The following is a 14,774-nucleotide window of genomic DNA, read 5'->3' as shown; positions in this document are numbered from 1 at the left end:
ATGAACGCTGATCCGGCCGCCCAACGCATCCTGCTGGACCTCGCCGAGGTCGACGCGGAGATCTCCCGCCTGGCCCACCGCGCCACCCACCTGCCCGAGGACGCCGAGATCGCCGAGCTCGAGAAGCGCGCGACCACCGAGCGCGACGAGTCGGTGCGGGTGTCGATCCTGGTCGAGGACCTGGACCGCGACATCAGCAAGCTCGAGAAGGAGGTCGAGCAGACCCGCCTCCGCGAGCAGAAGGACCGCGAGCTGCTGGCCTCCGGAGCCGTCCCGGCCAAGCAGCTCACCGAGATCGAGCACGAGCTGCGCGGCCTCGAGCGGCGCCAGTCCGTCCTGGAGGACGAGGAACTCGAACTCATGGAGAAGCGTGAGGCGGTCGAGCTCGACCAGCAGCGCGCCGAGGCCACCGTCAACGCGACGAACGACGAGATCGCCGCCGCGCAGCGCCGCCGCGAGGAGACCGTCAAGGACATCGACGTCGCGCGCAACCGCACGACCACCACCCGCGAGGACGTCGTCGGGAAGCTCCCGGCGGACCTGTACGCCGAGTACGAGAGGTGCCGGAAGAACTCGGGTGCCGGGGCGGGGCTCCTGCAGGCCCGACGGTGCGGGGCCTGCCGCCTCGAGCTCGACCGGGGCTTCCTCGATTCCGTCAACCGCAAGCCCGCCGATCTCGTGGTGCACTGCGACGAATGCGGCGCGATCCTGGTGCGGACCAACGAGTCCGGCCTGCCGCAGCCGAAGCCCGAGGAGTGACGGGAGCGCAGCGCGGGGGGTGGACCACCTCCGCGCACGAGCCGACCCGGGTGATCCTGTTGCGGCACGGCCAGACACCGGCGTCGGTGCAGCGGCTGTACTCGGGCCGCGGCAATCCGTCGCTCACCGACCTCGGCCGGGAGCAGGCGGCCGAGGCCGCGGCACTGCTCCGGCTCACGCCGATCGACGCGATCCTCTCATCGCCGCTGGACCGCGCGCGACAGACCGCCGACGCCGTGGCCGCGGGCCGGGGGCTCACCGTCGAGGTGGACGACGACCTGATCGAGACGGACTTCGGCGACTGGGAGGGGCTCTCGTTCGGCGAGGCCCGAGAGCGGGATCCCGAGCTGCACGCCCGCTGGCTCGGCGACACCGCGGTGGCCGCCCCCGGTGGGGAGAGCTTCGACGAGGTGCACGCCCGCGTCGCGGCGCTGCTGGTGCGCGTCACCGCCGAGCACGCCGGACGGACCGTGCTCCTGGTCTCCCACGTCACCCCGATCAAGACCGCGCTGCGCATCGCCCTCGACGTCGGGCCGCAGTTGCTGTATCGGCTGCACCTGGACCTGGCCTCGATCTCGATCGCCGACTTCTACCCGGACGGCGGCGCTTCGGTGCGGCAGGTCAACCGGACGTCCGGCCTGTAGGCGGCGTCGACTCACCGCGCTCCGGCGGCGGGTACTCTGTACCGCGCGGACGAGCTGACCGGGCGGCCGCGGCATCGGGAACGGCTGGGTGACCAGTACGCCCGGGTCGAGGAAAGTCCGGACTCCACAGGGCAGGGTGGTTGCTAACGGCAACCCGGGGTGACCCGCGGGACAGTGCCACAGAGAACAGACCGCCCGGGCTCCGGCCCGGGTAAGGGTGAAACGGTGCGGTAAGAGCGCACCAGCGCGGCGGGTGACCGTCGCGGCTCGGTAAACCCCACCCGGAGCAAGGTCGAAGGCGCCACCGCACGGTGGCGCTGCGCGCGTGTACGAGGGCTGCTCGCCCGAGCGCGCGGGTGGACCGCTTGAGGCACCCGGCAACGGTGTGTCCAGATGGATGGTCGCCACCCCGCCGCAGCGATGCGGCGGGGGACAGGATCCGGCTTACACGTCAGCTCGTCCGCCCCGACGTCGTGCCGCGCTGGGGCCTAACCTGGTCGGATGGACCTCTCCGTGCTGTCCTGCGGTCTCCGCGGCCACGTCACCTACGCCCCCGACGAGCCGGACCTCCGCGCCCGGGTCCGGACGGACACGCCCGAGGGCGAGGCCTGGCGCTGCCTGCGCTGCGACGACTTCGTGGTCGGCGCGCCGCACGATTCCGGCCCGGCGGCGCACGCACCGTCGGTCCCGCGCGGGCGGGCACTGCGCGACGAACTGATCATGCGTTTCCTCGCGGTCGAAAGGCTGCTGCGCGGGATCGTCTTCGCGGCCGCCGGCGTCGTCGTGTGGCAGTTCCGCGGCGATCACGAGCATCTGCGCGAGGTGTTCCAGTCGAAGCTGCCGCTGCTCAGCCAGCTGGGCTTCAATGTGGGCGACTCGAAGATCGTGCACACCGTGGACACGGCGCTCGGTCTGTCGGGCACGACACTCGCGTGGATCGCCGCCGGCCTCGTCGCGTACGCGGTGATCGAGGTCGTCGAGGCGGTGGGGCTGTGGCTGGGAAAGCGCTGGGGCGAGTACTTCGCGGTGGTAGCCACGTCCGCGTTCCTTCCGCTGGAGATCTACGAGATCACCGAGAAGGTGACCGCACTGCGCGCCGGTGCCCTGGTGATCAACGTCGCCGCCGTCGCGTGGCTCGTGTGGAGCAAGCGGCTGTTCGGCGTCAACGGCGGCGCGGCGGCCTATCGCGCCGAGCGCGAGTCGGAGAGCGTCCTGACGGTGCAGCGCGCCGGCGAGTAGCGTGCAGACGTGACCGACTCGAGCGCCCGCGACGCAGTCATCGCCCTCCTGCACACCCTGCCCGACTCCACCGTCGACACCATCGCGCCGGGCGCGATCGCCGCCGACGGGAAGACGCCCGTCCCCGAGATCGCCTGGGGCGACACCTTCGTCTACTCCACGCCGGACGGCGAGCCCGGCGTCATGCCGTACCTCACGGTCGTCACCAAGAACTACCCCGACGACGATCAGTCCGACCTGGACCGGCCCGGCGCCTTCCGGCTCAACGCCAACGTCGGGCGCGAGGCGTTCACCGAGCTGATCGGTTACCCGCCCGCGGAGCACGCCGCCCGCGCGGGCGAGTGGGACTACGCCGCCGACGGTGCCGTGATCCCGCACCCGCTGTACGCCAAGCTGGGGTGGGTCTCGGTGGTGAATCCGGCCACGGGCCCGGAGGTCGTCGCGCTCCTCGAACGGGCGCGCGCCCACGTACAAAAGCGATAGAAACTTGTCGGTCGTCCCCACTACCGTGTGATCCATGACACGCGGTGACAGCGGTGACTGGGCGATCGAAGCCATCGGCCTGGTGAAACGGTTCGGTGATTTCACGGCGGTGGACGGGGTGAGTTTCCAGGTCCCTCGGGGCTCCGTACTCGGCCTGCTTGGTCCCAACGGCGCGGGCAAGACGACCACGGTGCGCATGATGACCACGCTGTCGCCGCCCACCGAGGGCACGGCCCGCATCGCGGGGTACGACGTGCGGGAGAACCCCATCGAGGTGCGCCGCAACATGGGCCTCACCGGCCAGGCCGCCACGGTGGACGAGATCCTCACCGGCCGCGAGAACCTCGCGATGATCGGCGGCCTGTACGGCATCCCGCGCGCCGCCCTCAAGCGCCGCAGCGCGGATCTGCTCGAGCAGTTCTCGCTCACCGCGGCGGCCGACAAGCAGGTCAAGGCGTACTCGGGCGGCATGCGTCGCCGGCTCGATCTGGCCGTCAGCCTGCTCACCGCGCCGCCCGTGCTGTTCCTCGACGAGCCCACAACGGGCCTCGATCCGCGCGCCCGCTCGGAGCTGTGGGACGTCCTGCGCACGCTGGTGGCGCACGGCACCACGCTACTGCTCACCACGCAGTACCTCGAGGAGGCAGATCAACTGGCCGACGAGATCATCGTCATCGACAAGGGGCGGATCATCGCGCAGGGCACCCCGCTGCAGCTCAAGGAGCGCGCCGGCGCCGCCAGCCTGGTGCTGACGGTGTCCGACGCGGCGGATCTGCCCCGCGCCCGCGACATCCTGGCGCAACTCGGCAGCGAGGTCTTCGTCGACGAGGGCGCACGCCAGGTGAGCAGCCCGGCCAACGGGCTGGACGATCTGAACCGGGCCGGCGCGTTGTTGGGGGAGAGCGGTATCAAGGTCGACGACCTCGGCCTCTCCCGCCCCAGCCTCGACGACGTCTTCCTCTCCCTGACCGGGCACCGCACCGAAGCCGACGCCAGCACCGCCGAGGAGGCCTCCGCATGACCGCCACCACCACCGAGGCCGCCGGCGTGGGCGGCGTCGAGACGCATCAGACCAGCCTGTGGCAGCAGTCCTGGATCATGGTTCGCCGCAGCATGATCCACACCAAGCGCATGCCCGAGATGCTCTCGGACGTGACGATCCAGCCGATCATGTTCACGGTGCTGTTCGCGTTCGTCTTCGGCTCCGCGATCCCCACCGAGGGCGTCTCCTACCGCGAGTACCTGCTGCCCGGCATCCTGGGGCAGACGATGGTCTTCACCTGCTTCGTCGTGGCCGGCGGTCTCACCACCGACCTCGAGAAGGGCGTCATCGACCGCTTCCGGTCGTTGCCGATCAGCCGGGCCTCCGTGCTCATCGGCCGGAGTATCGCGAGCCTGTTGCACTCGTCGATCGGCATCGTCGTCATGTGCCTGACGGGCCTCGCGATCGGCTGGCGCATCCGGACGAACCCGGTGGACGCGGTGCTGGGCTTCGTCGTGCTACTCGTGTTCGGCTTCGCCATGATCTGGTTCGGCATCCTCGTCGGCTGCATGATGCAGTCCATCGAGGCCGTGAACGGCTTCATGTTCGCCACCATGTTCCCGATCACCTTCCTCTCCAACGCCTTCGTCCCCACCGCGGGAATGGCGCCGTGGTTGCGGGCGATCGCGGAGTGGAACCCGGTCTCGTCGCTGGTCCAGGCCATGCGCGAGCTGTGGGGCAACGACCTGCCGCTGCGCGACGGGGCGCCCTGGTCGCTGCAGCATCCCGTGCTCGCGACCGTGATCTGGTCGATCCTGCTCACGGCCGTGTTCGCCCCGCTGGCCGTGCGGGCGTTCAACAAGCGCACCGTCGACTAGGCTCGGGCGGGTGATCGGAGATCCCCTGCCCCCGCGCATCACCGAGCCCGAGCGTCGCCGCGAGCTGCTGGACAGCGGCGCCATCTACACGGCGCAGCGGTCCGTGCGGGGTGACGCCGTCAGCCCCGACCGCCGCCTCAAATTCGACGGGGTGGCCCGCTACCTCCAGGACACGGGGCAGGACCACCTGCGCCACGTCGACTACGAGGACATCCACCCGTACTGGGTGGTGCGGCGCACCGTCATCGAGATCCTCGAGGGCGGCGAGCAGCCCGACATCCTCACCGTCGAGCGCTGGGGCTCCAAGATGGGCTCGCGCTGGTGCAACGTGCGCATCGGCATCGACGGGCAGAAGGGCACCCGGGTCGAGACCGAGGCCTTCTGGATCAACTTCAACATCGACACGCTCACCCCGTCGGCGCTGAGCGAGACCTTCCTCAGCACCTTCGGCGCCGCCGCCGAGCCCGGCGTCCTCCGGTGGAAGCAGTGGCTCGATCCGAAGCCGCACCCGGACGCGGTCGAGGTGCCCTTCCTGCTGCGCGCCGCCGACCTCGACATCATCCAGCACGTCAACAACGCCGTGTACTGGACCGCGCTGGAGGAGGTGCTCTCCACGTACCCGGACCTGCGGGAGCGGCTGCCCCTGCGCGGCATCGTCGAGCACAACTCGGCGCTGCAGCTCGAGGACGCGCCGCGGCTGCTCGCGCACCGCGAGGGCGACGTCGTGTACGCCTGGCTGGTGGCGGGGGACCGCACCGCTGCGGCCATGAGCGTCGAGGCGCTGGCGGAGTAGGCGTGACCGGGATCCCGATGCGCGGCCCCGTCCCGTCGAGCGCCGTCGACTTCGGGGCCGTCCGCACCGAGTTCGAGCTCGTCGAGGACTTCCCGGCGGACGTACTGGCCGAGGCGCGGGCGAGCGCCGACCGGTGCGCGGAGGGCCGCGAGGACCGTCGCGACATCGAATTCGTGACGATCGATCCGCCGGGCGCCAAGGACCTGGACCAGGCGGTGCACATCGCCGCCGAGGGCGGCGGCTACCTCGTGCGGTACGCGATCGCCGACGTCGGCGCGCTCGTGGCCCCCGGGGGAGCGCTCGAGGCGGAGACCCGCCGTCGCGGTCAGACGATGTACCTGCCGGACGGCTCCGTGCCGCTGCACCCGCGGCCGCTCTCCGAGGGCGCCGGATCGCTGCTGCCGGAGCAGGACCGGGCGGCCGCGCTGTGGGAGATCCACCTGGACGCCGCCGGCGAGGTCACCTCCGCCTCCGTGCGTCGCGCCCTGGTCCGCTCCCGGGCCCAGCTCGACTACGCGGGAGTCCAGGCCGACTTCGACGCCGGCCGCGTGCACCCGAGCATCGCGCTCCTGCCCGAGGTCGGGGCGCTGCGGGCGGCGTGGGGCCGCGCACACGGCGCCATCGACCTGCGACTCCCGGCACAGGAGGCCGTCGAGGGGCCCGACGGCTGGACCGTCCGGATCGAACCGCGCACCGACTTCGACGCCCACAATGCGCAGATCTCCCTGCTCACGGGCGTGTGCGCGGCCGACATCATGCTGCGGGCGGGAGTCGGGCTGCTGCGCACGCTCCCCGCCGCCCCGGAGGACGCCGTCGCCGACCTGCGGCGCACCGCTGCCGCGCTCGGGCAGGACTGGCCTGCCGGGGTCACCGTCGGCGATTTCCTCGCCGGTCTCGACGTCACGACCCCGCCCGGGCTGGCCGTGATGACCGACGCCGCCCGGCTGCTGCGCGGCTCGGGCTACGCCCCCTTCGGCACGGCCGCCGCTCCGGAGCCACCCGCCGACCGCGGCCACGCCGGCGTCGGCGCGCCGTACGCCCACGTCACGGCGCCGCTGCGCCGCCTCGCCGACCGGTACGCCACCGAGGTGTGCCTCGCCGCGTGCGCGGGCTCGCCGATCCCGGACTGGGCCCGCGGCGCGCTCGACGACGTCGCCGAGACCATGATCCGCACCAACACCCTGGCGAACAAGGTCGACCGGGCCTGCATCGACCTCACCGAGGCCGTGATCCTCGCGGGTCGCGTGGGCGAGGAGTTCGCCGCCGTGACGATGCGCGCCGACCAGGTGCTCCTCGACGAGCCCGCCGTGATCGCGCCCTGCACCGGCGGGCCGCCCGAGGGCAGCCGCGTGACGGTGCGCCTCGAGACGGCGGACGTTGCGTCCCGAAAGGTGTCCTTCGCGTACGAGAAGGCGCTAGCGTGAGGCCATGAGCCGTCGCCTCGTCCTCATTCCCGCTCTCGCCGCCCTGCTCGCACCCCTCGTCCCCGCCCTCGCAGCGCCCGCCACCGCGGCCCCGGAGTGCGCCGACTACACCTTCATCGGGGCCGCCGGTTCCGGTGAGGGGCACTCCGCCGGAGGCCTCGGATCCACCGTGAACTCCGCCGCGCAGGCCTTCGCCGGGCGCGCCCGCGCCGCGGGCAAGACGGTCGCGATCCGCCCGATCTACTACCCGGCGGCCGCCGTGCCCACCCGGGTGGACCAGTTCGGCGGCTTCCTCGCCAGCATGAACACGGGCGCCGCGAACACCCAGGGCGACGTCGAGATCGTCCTCAAGGCCTGCCCGTCGACGAAGATCGTGCTCGCCGGCTACTCGCAGGGCGCGTCCGCCGTGCACCGCGCGCTGCAGCGCCTGGGGGACCGGAAGCAGCTGACCGCGGCGGCCCTCATCGCGGACCCGGACCGCACCCCGAACGACACCACCCGGTACCTCGGCTCGGCACCGCGCTCCCAGGGCATGGCGCAGGCGTCGGCGATGATCAGCGGCGCGAACCCGGCACCGCTGGCCCCGCGCATCGGCGGCCGCACCCTGAGCATCTGCACCTCGGGCGACCCGGTGTGCCACTGGACCGGCGACCTCGCGAAGACGGTCCCGAACTCGCACGACTCGTACTCGGGCGCCGACATCGGCGGCCGGCTCGCGGGCATCGCCGGGCTCTGACGGGCGGCGAGGCGGCCCGGGTCAGCGCAGGCCGCGCAGCATCCCCGGCAGGCTCGCGCGCGCCTGCGCGGCGCGCAGCTCCTCGACGGCGTCGAGCCGGCCCAGGCGGAAGGCGATCGCGGGGTCGGTCGTCTCGGCGGCCAGATCGGCCACCGCGTCGCGCGCGATCGTCGCGTCCTGGAACTCGCCGAGCCGCGTCTGCACCTTCGACAGCGACTTGACCTCGGAGCGCAGGTCGCCGCGCACCACGGGGTCGACCACGGCGGAGGCGTAGCGCAGGCGCTTCGCGTGCTTGCGGATGGCGTGCACGTCGTGGTCGGTGCACGCGGGGTCGGCGAGCAGCACCATCGACTGCCGGGCGAAGGAGCGGATCCGCTTGTCCAGCAGCGGCGCCAGGCTCTTCAGGGCGGGCCTGTCCGCCCGCTCGCGCAGCGGCGGGTCGGCGATGAAGGCGTCGATCGCGTCCAGCAGCACGAAGTACCGGTCCGAGGTCAGCGCGAGGTCCACGCGCGTCCAGCCGCGCGCCTCGGCGGCGTGCTGCCGCTGCGCGAGGGCCGCGCCGGCCCCACCCAGCTCGCCGTCCGCGTCGAAGGCCGCGAACCGCTGCGCCAGCACCTCGGCGTCGCGCACGGCGCCGAGGACGGACGCGAGGAGCTTGAGCTCCGAGCTCAGCGCGGCCCGGGCCGGCCCCTCGAAGAATCCGGAGAACTCGGTGAGCACGCTCCGCAGCTGGCGGGTCGCGATGCGCATCTGGTGCACGGAGTCGTCAGCGCGGGCTCGCACGCGCGGGTCCTCGCGGAGGAGCTTGTCGCGATACGCGGCGAGGGCCGCGGTCAGCAGTTGCCCGGCCGTCGCGTGCCCGATCTTCTTCGGCAGGTCGACGGCGCCGCGCGCGACCTCGGCGTCGATCGCGCGCGCCAACTTCGACGCCGCGTCCGGCTCGGCGCCGCCCGCCGCGCGCAGTGCCTTGTCCACGGCGACCGCGGTCTTGCGGCCCAGCGGGGTGTCCGGCACCTCGAACTCCCACTCGCGCCACTGCTTCTCGGGCCCGTCGGGCAGCAGTGACACCGAGTGCACGTGGTCGTCGACGAATTCGCCGAGGAGCTCCCCGTCGACCGCGTGGCAGTACGTCGTGTGCCGCTCGTTCTCGACGATCGCGATGGGGGCGAGGGCGCGCCCGCGCACGACGGCGCGGACGCGCTCCACCAGCTCCTCGGGCACCTCGGCCGACGCGCCCTCGGGTGCGTCCGCCTCGTCGCCCAGCGGCACCGTCACCTCGCGGCGGTCGGCACCGTCGGGCAGCTTGAGGTGCCACCCGTCGTCCTTGCCGCCCGTACGGCGGCGCAGCGTGATCCGGTTCGCGGCGAGGTCCAGGGCATCGGTGTCGTAGTACACCGCCACCAGGTGGAAGACCTCGTCGGTCGAGACGTGGTCGACGCCGGGCACGGCGGCCAGCGAGGGCGCCGCCGTCTCCGGCCCGACCTCGTACTTCGTCTCGATCTCACGCTGCTCGGCCATGCTCAGTCCTTCGCGAAGCGGTCGGTGGCCTCGATGAGGGCCGATCGGATGCCCGGCTCGAACGCCGAGTGTCCGGCGTCCGGCACGATCACCAGGTCGGCGGTGGGCCAGGCGCGGTGCAGGTCCCAGGCGCTGCGGGCGGGGCAGACCACGTCGTAGCGCCCCTGCACGATCACGCCGGGGATGCCGGCGATGCGGTCGATGTCCCGCAGCAGCTGCGCCTCGTCGAGGAAGCCGCCGTTGACGAAGTAGTGGTTCTCGATCTGCGCGAACGGGATCGCGAACCGCGGGTCGTCCGCGTCGGCCGAGCTCTCGGCGGTGTTGATGAGGTGGCTGGTGCTGCGCTCCCACTTCGACCAGGCCTTCGCCGCGGTGAGCGCCACCTCCTGATCGTCCGCGTGCAGGAGCCGGTGGTAGGCCGCGATCTTGTCGGCCGACGGTGCCCGGTCCGCCTCGTCGAGCGGGGCCAGGTAGTCCTCCCAGTTGTCCGGGTAGACGTGGGAGGCGCCCTCGTTGTAGTACCAGTCCAGCTCGCTGCGGCGCAGCAGGAAGATGCCGCGCAGCACCAGCTCCGTCACCCGCGCCGGGTGGGTCTGCGCGTAGGCCAGGCCCAGCGTGGAGCCCCACGACCCGCCGAAGACCTGCCACCGGTCGATGCCGAGGTGCTCCCGGATCCGCTCGATGTCGGCGATGAGGTGCGCGGTGGTGTTCACCGCGAGCCGGTCCGCCAGCGAATCGCCCTCGCCCGAGGGGGGATCGGCGATGTGCGGCTTGGACTGACCGCATCCGCGCTGGTCGAACACGACGATCCGGTAGGCCGCCGGGTCGAAGAACCGCCGGCAATCCGGGGAGGTGCCGCCGCCGGGTCCGCCGTGGATGAACACCACCGGCTTGCCGTCGGGGTTGCCGCTCTGTTCGACGTACAGCAGCTGCCCGTCGCCCACGTCCAGCAGTTCGGTGCTGTAGGCCTCGATCTCGGGGTAGAACTCGCGCATCAGAATCCGTGCTCCGGTCCGGGGAACTCGCCCGAGGCGACCTCCGCCACGTACTCCTGGGCGCCGCGCAGCAGCTCGTCGCCGATGTTCGCGTACTTCTTGACGAAGCGCGCCGTGCGGCCGCGGTTGAGGCCGGAGAAGTCCTGCCACACCAGTACCTGGCCGTCGCACTGGTTGCCGGCGCCGATCCCGATCGTCGGGATGGCGATCTCCTTGGTGACCTGTGCGGCCACGTCCGAGGGCACCATCTCCAGCACGACCGAGAAGGCGCCCGCGGCGTCGACGGCCTTCGCGTCGAGGCGGATCTTGTCGGCCGCCTCGTCGCCGCGGCCCTGGACGCGGTTGCCGCCCAGCGAGTTCACCGACTGCGGGGTGAAGCCGATGTGCGCCATCACCGGGATGCCGCGGCGCTGCAGGAACTCGATGGTGGGCGCCATGTGGACGCCGCCCTCGAGCTTGACCGCCTCGGCGCCGGCCTTCATCAATTTCGCGGCGCTGCGGTAGGCCTGCTCGGGGGACTCCTCGTAGCTCGCGAAGGGCATGTCCGCCACCACGAGTGCGTACTTCGTGCCGCGGCGCACCGCCGCCACCATCGCCGCCATCACGTCCAGCTCCATCGGCAGCGTGGAGTCGAACCCGTACACGGTGTTCGCTGCGCTGTCGCCGATGAGCAGGGCGGTGACGCCGGCCTCGTCGAAGATCGACGCGGTCATGTAGTCGTAGCTCGTGAGCATGGCCCACTTCTCGCCGCGCTCCTTGAGGTCGGCCAGGTGGTGGATCCGTACCTTCTTGCGCGGGGGTTTCGCGGCGGTCTCGCCGTCCGCGGCGGATCCGCTTCCGTACAACGGGGTCTCGCTCATCTCGTCACTCCATCTCAACAGTCCCAGCCGGAATCTCCGGTCCGGGCAGTCTTCAGGCCGGGTCGTGCCAGCGGTTCGTGATCGGCATCCGGCGGTCGCGGCCGAAGGCCTTGGGCGTGATCTTCGGGCCCAGCGGGTATTGGCGGCGCTTGTACTCGGCGCGGTCGACGAGGCGCGCGACCTTGCGGATCAGGTCGGGGTCGTAGCCCGCGCCGTTGTTCCCCTCCGCCGCGATCTCGGCGACGCCCTGGTCCTGCTCGACGTAGCGGCGCAGGATGTCGTCGAGGATCTCGTAGTCGGGCAGCGAATCGCTGTCCTTCTGGCCGGGGCGCAGTTCCGCCGACGGCTCCTTCGTGATCGAGTTCTCGGGGATCGGCGGCGTCTCGCCGCGCTCGACGGCGACCTTGTTGCGCCACCGCGCCAGCTCCCAGACGAGCGACTTCTCGACGTCGCGGATGGGGGCGTAGGCGCCCACCGCGTCGCCGTAGATCGTCGAATAGCCCACGGCCAGTTCGCTCTTGTTGCCCGTGGCGAGCACGAGGTGGCCGTCGAGGTTCGACAGCGACATCAGCGTCATGCCGCGGCAGCGGGCCTGGATGTTCTCCTCCGCCAGGCCGGACAGGTGCAGCTGGCCGACGAAGGCCTCCACCATGTGCTCGATCGGCTCGAACCGGAAGTAGATCCCCATGCGCTGCGCCTGATCCGCGGCGTCGTCCTTGGAGTGGTCCGAGCTGTACTTGGACGGCATGCCCACGCCGTACACGTTGTCGGCGCCCACCGCGTCGGCGGCGATCACCGCGACCAGGGCCGAGTCGATGCCGCCGGACATGCCCAGCCCGACGGTGCGCCCGCCGACCTTGTGGACGTAGTCCCGCGTCCCGGTGACCAGGGCCGCCCAGATCTGTGCGAGCTCGTCGAGATCCGTCCAACCGGTGACGATCGGCACCAGGTCGGTCGGCCGCGCGGGGAGGGCGACCTCCTCGACCTGCCACCCATCGACGGCGCGGGCCCGTTCGCGGCCCAGCGGCGCGATGTCGGCGAACTGTGTGAACTCGATGAACTGCGGCCCCGGCGTCAGCGCCCCGGCGTCGGGCCGGAAGACGAACGAGTCCCCGTCGAAGACGAGCTCGTCCTGCCCACCGACCAGGTTGACGTAGATCATCGGCGCGCCGCCCTCGGCGACGCGGGCGGCGACGACCTCGCGGCGCTGCGCGGGCTTGCCCGCCTCGAAGGGGCTGGCGTTGAGGCACAGGACCGCGTCGACGCCGAGCTCGCCCAGCCCGGCCACGGGACCGTCGGGCCACCAGACGTCCTCGCAGATCGCGAGGCCGAGGCGGACCCCGTCGACGTCGAGCACCACGAGCCGGTCGCCCGGGGTGAACCAGCGCTTCTCGTCGAAGACGCCGTAGTTGGGCAGGAAGTGCTTGTCGTACCGGGCGACGAGCTCGCCGCCGTGCAGCACGCCCGCGGCGTTGCGGGCGCCGCCGGTGGGGTTGGTGCTGGTCTCCGGGGCGTCCGGGTCGCGGTCCAGGAAACCGACCACCACGACGAGGTCGCCGCAGCCCGCCGCGTCGAGGGAACGGGCGAGCTCGTGCACGGCCTCGCGGGAGTCGACGGCGAAGGACCGGCGCAACAGCAGGTCCTCCACCGGGTAGCCCGTGAGGGCCATCTCGCCGAACACGGCGACCTGCGCGCCGCGCTGCGCGGCGTCCCGGGCTGCGGCGGTGATCCGAGCGACATTCGCGTCCAGGTCACCCACGACGGGGTTGATCTGGCACGCCGCGACACGAAGGGGCGTCATGGCTCAACCCTAGCGTCCCCGGAAGAGGGAGCGCCGCGTGGCAGGATCGGAAGGATGAAGGCAGGCAAGCCCCTCCTGACCGCGCTCGCGGTCCTCTCCGCGGCGGCGCTCGCAGGATGTTCGGTCCAGATCGGCGGGACCGCGGAACCGGCGGGCGGATCCGCCGCTCCCAGCACGGCCACCTCCACCGCGACGTCGGCGGCGGGCGTCCCCGCGCCGCTCCAGAAGTACTACGGGCAGCAGCTCGCCTGGGGCTCGTGCGCCGCGGTCGCCAAGGCCGACGACATCACCGAGTACGACAAGACGAAGCTCGAGTGCGCGCAGCTCACGGTGCCGATCGACTACGACGATCCGTCGGCGGGGGAGACGAAGCTCGCCGTCGCGCGGGTCAAGGCCACGGGGCAACGCCGGGGCTCACTCCTCATGAACCCCGGCGGCCCGGGCGGCTCCGGCGTGCAGCAGGTCGCGGGCAAGTCCATGGAGGCCGACAAGTTCGAGATCGCCCGCAGCTTCGACCTGGTGGGCTGGGACCCGCGCGGCGTGGGCGCGAGCTCGCCCGCCGTGAAGTGCTTCAGCGACAAGCAGCGCGACGAGAACCGCCTGTCCACCCTGGCCTACGACAACTCGCCCGCGGGGATCGCGAAGCAGGAGGCGTTCAACAAGTCCCAGGCCGACCTCTGCGCGCAGAAGATGGGCAAGACGTTCCTCGCGAACGTCGGGACCGCCGACACCGTCCGCGACCTGGACGTGCTGCGCGCCGTGCTCGGCGACGCGAAGCTCACCTACCTCGGCTACAGCTACGGCACGCTCATCGGCGCCGTCTACGCGGAGACCTTCCCGGACCGCGTCCGGGCCATGGTGCTCGACGGTGCCGTCGACCCCGCGCTGGACTCGATCACCTCGAGCGTGCAGCAGATGGCCGGCTTCCAGACCGTCTTCGACGACTGGGCCAAGGACTGCGCGAAGTATCCGACCTGCCCGGTCGGCACGGACCCGTCGAAGGCGACGGAACGGTACCAGCAGCTGACCAGGCCGCTCATCGACAAGACGGTCCGCGGCTCGGGCGGCCGGCAGCTGAGCTACAGCGACGCCACCACGGCCACGATCCAGGCCATGTACGCGCAACAGCTGTGGGAACCCCTGCGGCGCGGCCTCACCGGACTCCAGCGGGGCGACGGTTCCCTGCTGCAGCGCATCGCCGACCTGTACCTCAACCGCGACGAGCTGGGCCGTTACTCGCCGATGATGGACGCCAACACCGCCATCAACTGCGTCGACGGCCCCGCCGTGACCGACCCCGCCGACCTGTCCCGCCTCGACACCGAGATCCGCAAGGCCGCGCCCTTCCTCGACGACGGTCGCGGTACCGGACGCTCGGCGAAGGGGACGTGCGCCTTCTGGGCCGCGGCGCCCACGCTCAAACCGCACGAGGCGAGCGCCGTCGGCGCCCCGAAGCTGGTCGTCGTCTCCACCACGCACGATCCGGCGACGCCGTACGAGAACGGGGTGAATCTCGCGCGACAGCTCGATGCCTCCCTGATCAGCTTCGAGGGCAGCCAGCACACCGTGTCCCTGGAGGGCAACGCCTGCGTCGACGACGCGGTGACGGCCTACCTGCGCGACCTCAAGACCCCGGCCGAGGGCCTGCGCTGCACGGCGTGA

Annotated in this window: 14 protein-coding genes and 1 other RNA gene; 11 read left to right on the top strand and 4 right to left on the bottom strand. The window is 71.8% G+C overall.

From position 1 onward, the window contains the following. The 10 genes from BLW32_RS19180 to BLW32_RS19135 all read left to right on the top strand — a co-directional run bounded on the left by BLW32_RS19180 (position 1) and on the right by BLW32_RS19135 (position 7,938). On the top strand, positions 1 to 759 hold the full coding sequence (locus tag BLW32_RS19180) for a zinc ribbon domain-containing protein (RefSeq protein ID WP_068523194.1): 759 nt from the start codon (positions 1 to 3) through the stop codon (positions 757 to 759). Further along, on the top strand, positions 756 to 1,403 hold the full coding sequence (locus tag BLW32_RS19175; protein WP_068739261.1) for a histidine phosphatase family protein: 648 nt from the start codon (positions 756 to 758) through the stop codon (positions 1,401 to 1,403). Before BLW32_RS19180 ends, BLW32_RS19175 begins: the two co-directional genes overlap by 4 nt. A gap of 50 nt (positions 1,404 to 1,453) precedes the next feature. Then, positions 1,454 to 1,866, top strand: an RNA gene (gene rnpB / locus BLW32_RS19170) — RNase P RNA component class A. A gap of 38 nt (positions 1,867 to 1,904) precedes the next feature. Continuing rightward, positions 1,905 to 2,642 carry a DUF2127 domain-containing protein gene (locus BLW32_RS19165; protein ID WP_068739259.1) on the top strand — a complete coding sequence of 246 codons (738 nt, stop codon included), beginning with the start codon at positions 1,905 to 1,907 and terminating at the stop codon, positions 2,640 to 2,642. Between the two features lie 9 nt (positions 2,643 to 2,651). Further along, positions 2,652 to 3,125, top strand: a complete 474-nt coding sequence (locus tag BLW32_RS19160; RefSeq protein ID WP_197467063.1) for a DUF6194 family protein — start codon at positions 2,652 to 2,654, stop codon at positions 3,123 to 3,125. 34 nt (positions 3,126 to 3,159) lie between these two features. Next, complete coding sequence (locus tag BLW32_RS19155) at positions 3,160 to 4,146, top strand: ATP-binding cassette domain-containing protein (protein WP_068739257.1); 987 nt, start codon at positions 3,160 to 3,162, stop codon at positions 4,144 to 4,146. After that, complete coding sequence (locus tag BLW32_RS19150) at positions 4,143 to 4,985, top strand: ABC transporter permease (protein ID WP_068521169.1); 843 nt, start codon at positions 4,143 to 4,145, stop codon at positions 4,983 to 4,985. Before BLW32_RS19155 ends, BLW32_RS19150 begins: the two co-directional genes overlap by 4 nt. A gap of 10 nt (positions 4,986 to 4,995) precedes the next feature. Next, a complete protein-coding gene (locus BLW32_RS19145) occupies positions 4,996 to 5,778 on the top strand; it encodes an acyl-[acyl-carrier-protein] thioesterase (RefSeq protein WP_231857277.1) in 783 nt (260 codons plus the stop codon). Positions 5,779 to 5,795: 17 nt separating this feature from the next. Continuing rightward, positions 5,796 to 7,202, top strand: a complete 1,407-nt coding sequence (locus tag BLW32_RS19140) for an RNB domain-containing ribonuclease (protein ID WP_068739703.1) — start codon at positions 5,796 to 5,798, stop codon at positions 7,200 to 7,202. 4 nt (positions 7,203 to 7,206) lie between these two features. Beyond that, a complete protein-coding gene (locus BLW32_RS19135; RefSeq protein WP_068521168.1) occupies positions 7,207 to 7,938 on the top strand; it encodes a cutinase family protein in 732 nt (243 codons plus the stop codon). A gap of 21 nt (positions 7,939 to 7,959) precedes the next feature. On the opposite strand, the gene BLW32_RS19130 is transcribed toward BLW32_RS19135, so the two are convergent. Genes BLW32_RS19130 through BLW32_RS19115 form a run of 4 tightly spaced genes read right to left on the bottom strand, consistent with a single transcriptional unit; the run spans position 7,960 to position 13,112 of the window. Then, on the bottom strand, positions 7,960 to 9,456 hold the full coding sequence (locus BLW32_RS19130; protein ID WP_068739255.1) for a CYTH and CHAD domain-containing protein: 1,497 nt from the start codon (positions 9,454 to 9,456) through the stop codon (positions 7,960 to 7,962). 2 nt (positions 9,457 to 9,458) lie between these two features. Beyond that, positions 9,459 to 10,451 carry a prolyl aminopeptidase gene (gene pip / locus BLW32_RS19125; RefSeq protein ID WP_068521164.1) on the bottom strand — a complete coding sequence of 331 codons (993 nt, stop codon included), beginning with the start codon at positions 10,449 to 10,451 and terminating at the stop codon, positions 9,459 to 9,461. Further along, entirely contained in the window at positions 10,451 to 11,311 is an 861-nt protein-coding gene (gene panB / locus BLW32_RS19120; RefSeq protein ID WP_068521162.1) for a 3-methyl-2-oxobutanoate hydroxymethyltransferase, read from the bottom strand. Before panB ends, pip begins: the two co-directional genes overlap by 1 nt. 52 nt (positions 11,312 to 11,363) lie before the next feature. Continuing rightward, entirely contained in the window at positions 11,364 to 13,112 is a 1,749-nt protein-coding gene (locus BLW32_RS19115) for an NAD+ synthase (RefSeq protein WP_068739253.1), read from the bottom strand. A 54-nt stretch (positions 13,113 to 13,166) separates the two neighbouring features. On the opposite strand from BLW32_RS19115, the gene BLW32_RS19110 reads away from it, so the two are divergent. Beyond that, the gene (locus BLW32_RS19110; RefSeq protein WP_074850716.1) at positions 13,167 to 14,774 is read left to right on the top strand and encodes an alpha/beta hydrolase; all 1,608 of its coding nucleotides are present in this window, start codon (positions 13,167 to 13,169) and stop codon (positions 14,772 to 14,774) included.

The organism is Tsukamurella tyrosinosolvens (assembly GCF_900104775.1).
In the GTDB taxonomy this organism is placed as follows: domain Bacteria; phylum Actinomycetota; class Actinomycetes; order Mycobacteriales; family Mycobacteriaceae; genus Tsukamurella; species Tsukamurella tyrosinosolvens.
Note: the sequence above shows the minus strand (reverse complement) of the source record. Positions and strands in the feature narration are given on the sequence as shown.

Excerpts from the sequence above, each read along its gene's own strand:
- BLW32_RS19180 (WP_068523194.1), top strand. The coding sequence starts at position 1 with ATGAACGCTGATCCGGCCGCCCAACGCATCCTGCTGGACCTCGCCGAG.
- BLW32_RS19165 (WP_068739259.1), top strand. The coding sequence starts at position 1,905 with ATGGACCTCTCCGTGCTGTCCTGCGGTCTCCGCGGCCACGTCACCTAC.
- BLW32_RS19155 (WP_068739257.1), top strand. The coding sequence starts at position 3,160 with ATGACACGCGGTGACAGCGGTGACTGGGCGATCGAAGCCATCGGCCTG.
- BLW32_RS19150 (WP_068521169.1), top strand. The coding sequence starts at position 4,143 with ATGACCGCCACCACCACCGAGGCCGCCGGCGTGGGCGGCGTCGAGACG.
- BLW32_RS19140 (WP_068739703.1), top strand. The coding sequence starts at position 5,796 with ATGCGCGGCCCCGTCCCGTCGAGCGCCGTCGACTTCGGGGCCGTCCGC.
- BLW32_RS19135 (WP_068521168.1), top strand. The coding sequence starts at position 7,207 with ATGAGCCGTCGCCTCGTCCTCATTCCCGCTCTCGCCGCCCTGCTCGCA.
- BLW32_RS19130 (WP_068739255.1), bottom strand. The coding sequence starts at position 9,456 with ATGGCCGAGCAGCGTGAGATCGAGACGAAGTACGAGGTCGGGCCGGAG.
- pip (WP_068521164.1), bottom strand. The coding sequence starts at position 10,451 with ATGCGCGAGTTCTACCCCGAGATCGAGGCCTACAGCACCGAACTGCTG.
- panB (WP_068521162.1), bottom strand. The coding sequence starts at position 11,311 with ATGAGCGAGACCCCGTTGTACGGAAGCGGATCCGCCGCGGACGGCGAG.
- BLW32_RS19115 (WP_068739253.1), bottom strand. The coding sequence starts at position 13,112 with ATGACGCCCCTTCGTGTCGCGGCGTGCCAGATCAACCCCGTCGTGGGT.
- BLW32_RS19110 (WP_074850716.1), top strand. The coding sequence starts at position 13,167 with ATGAAGGCAGGCAAGCCCCTCCTGACCGCGCTCGCGGTCCTCTCCGCG.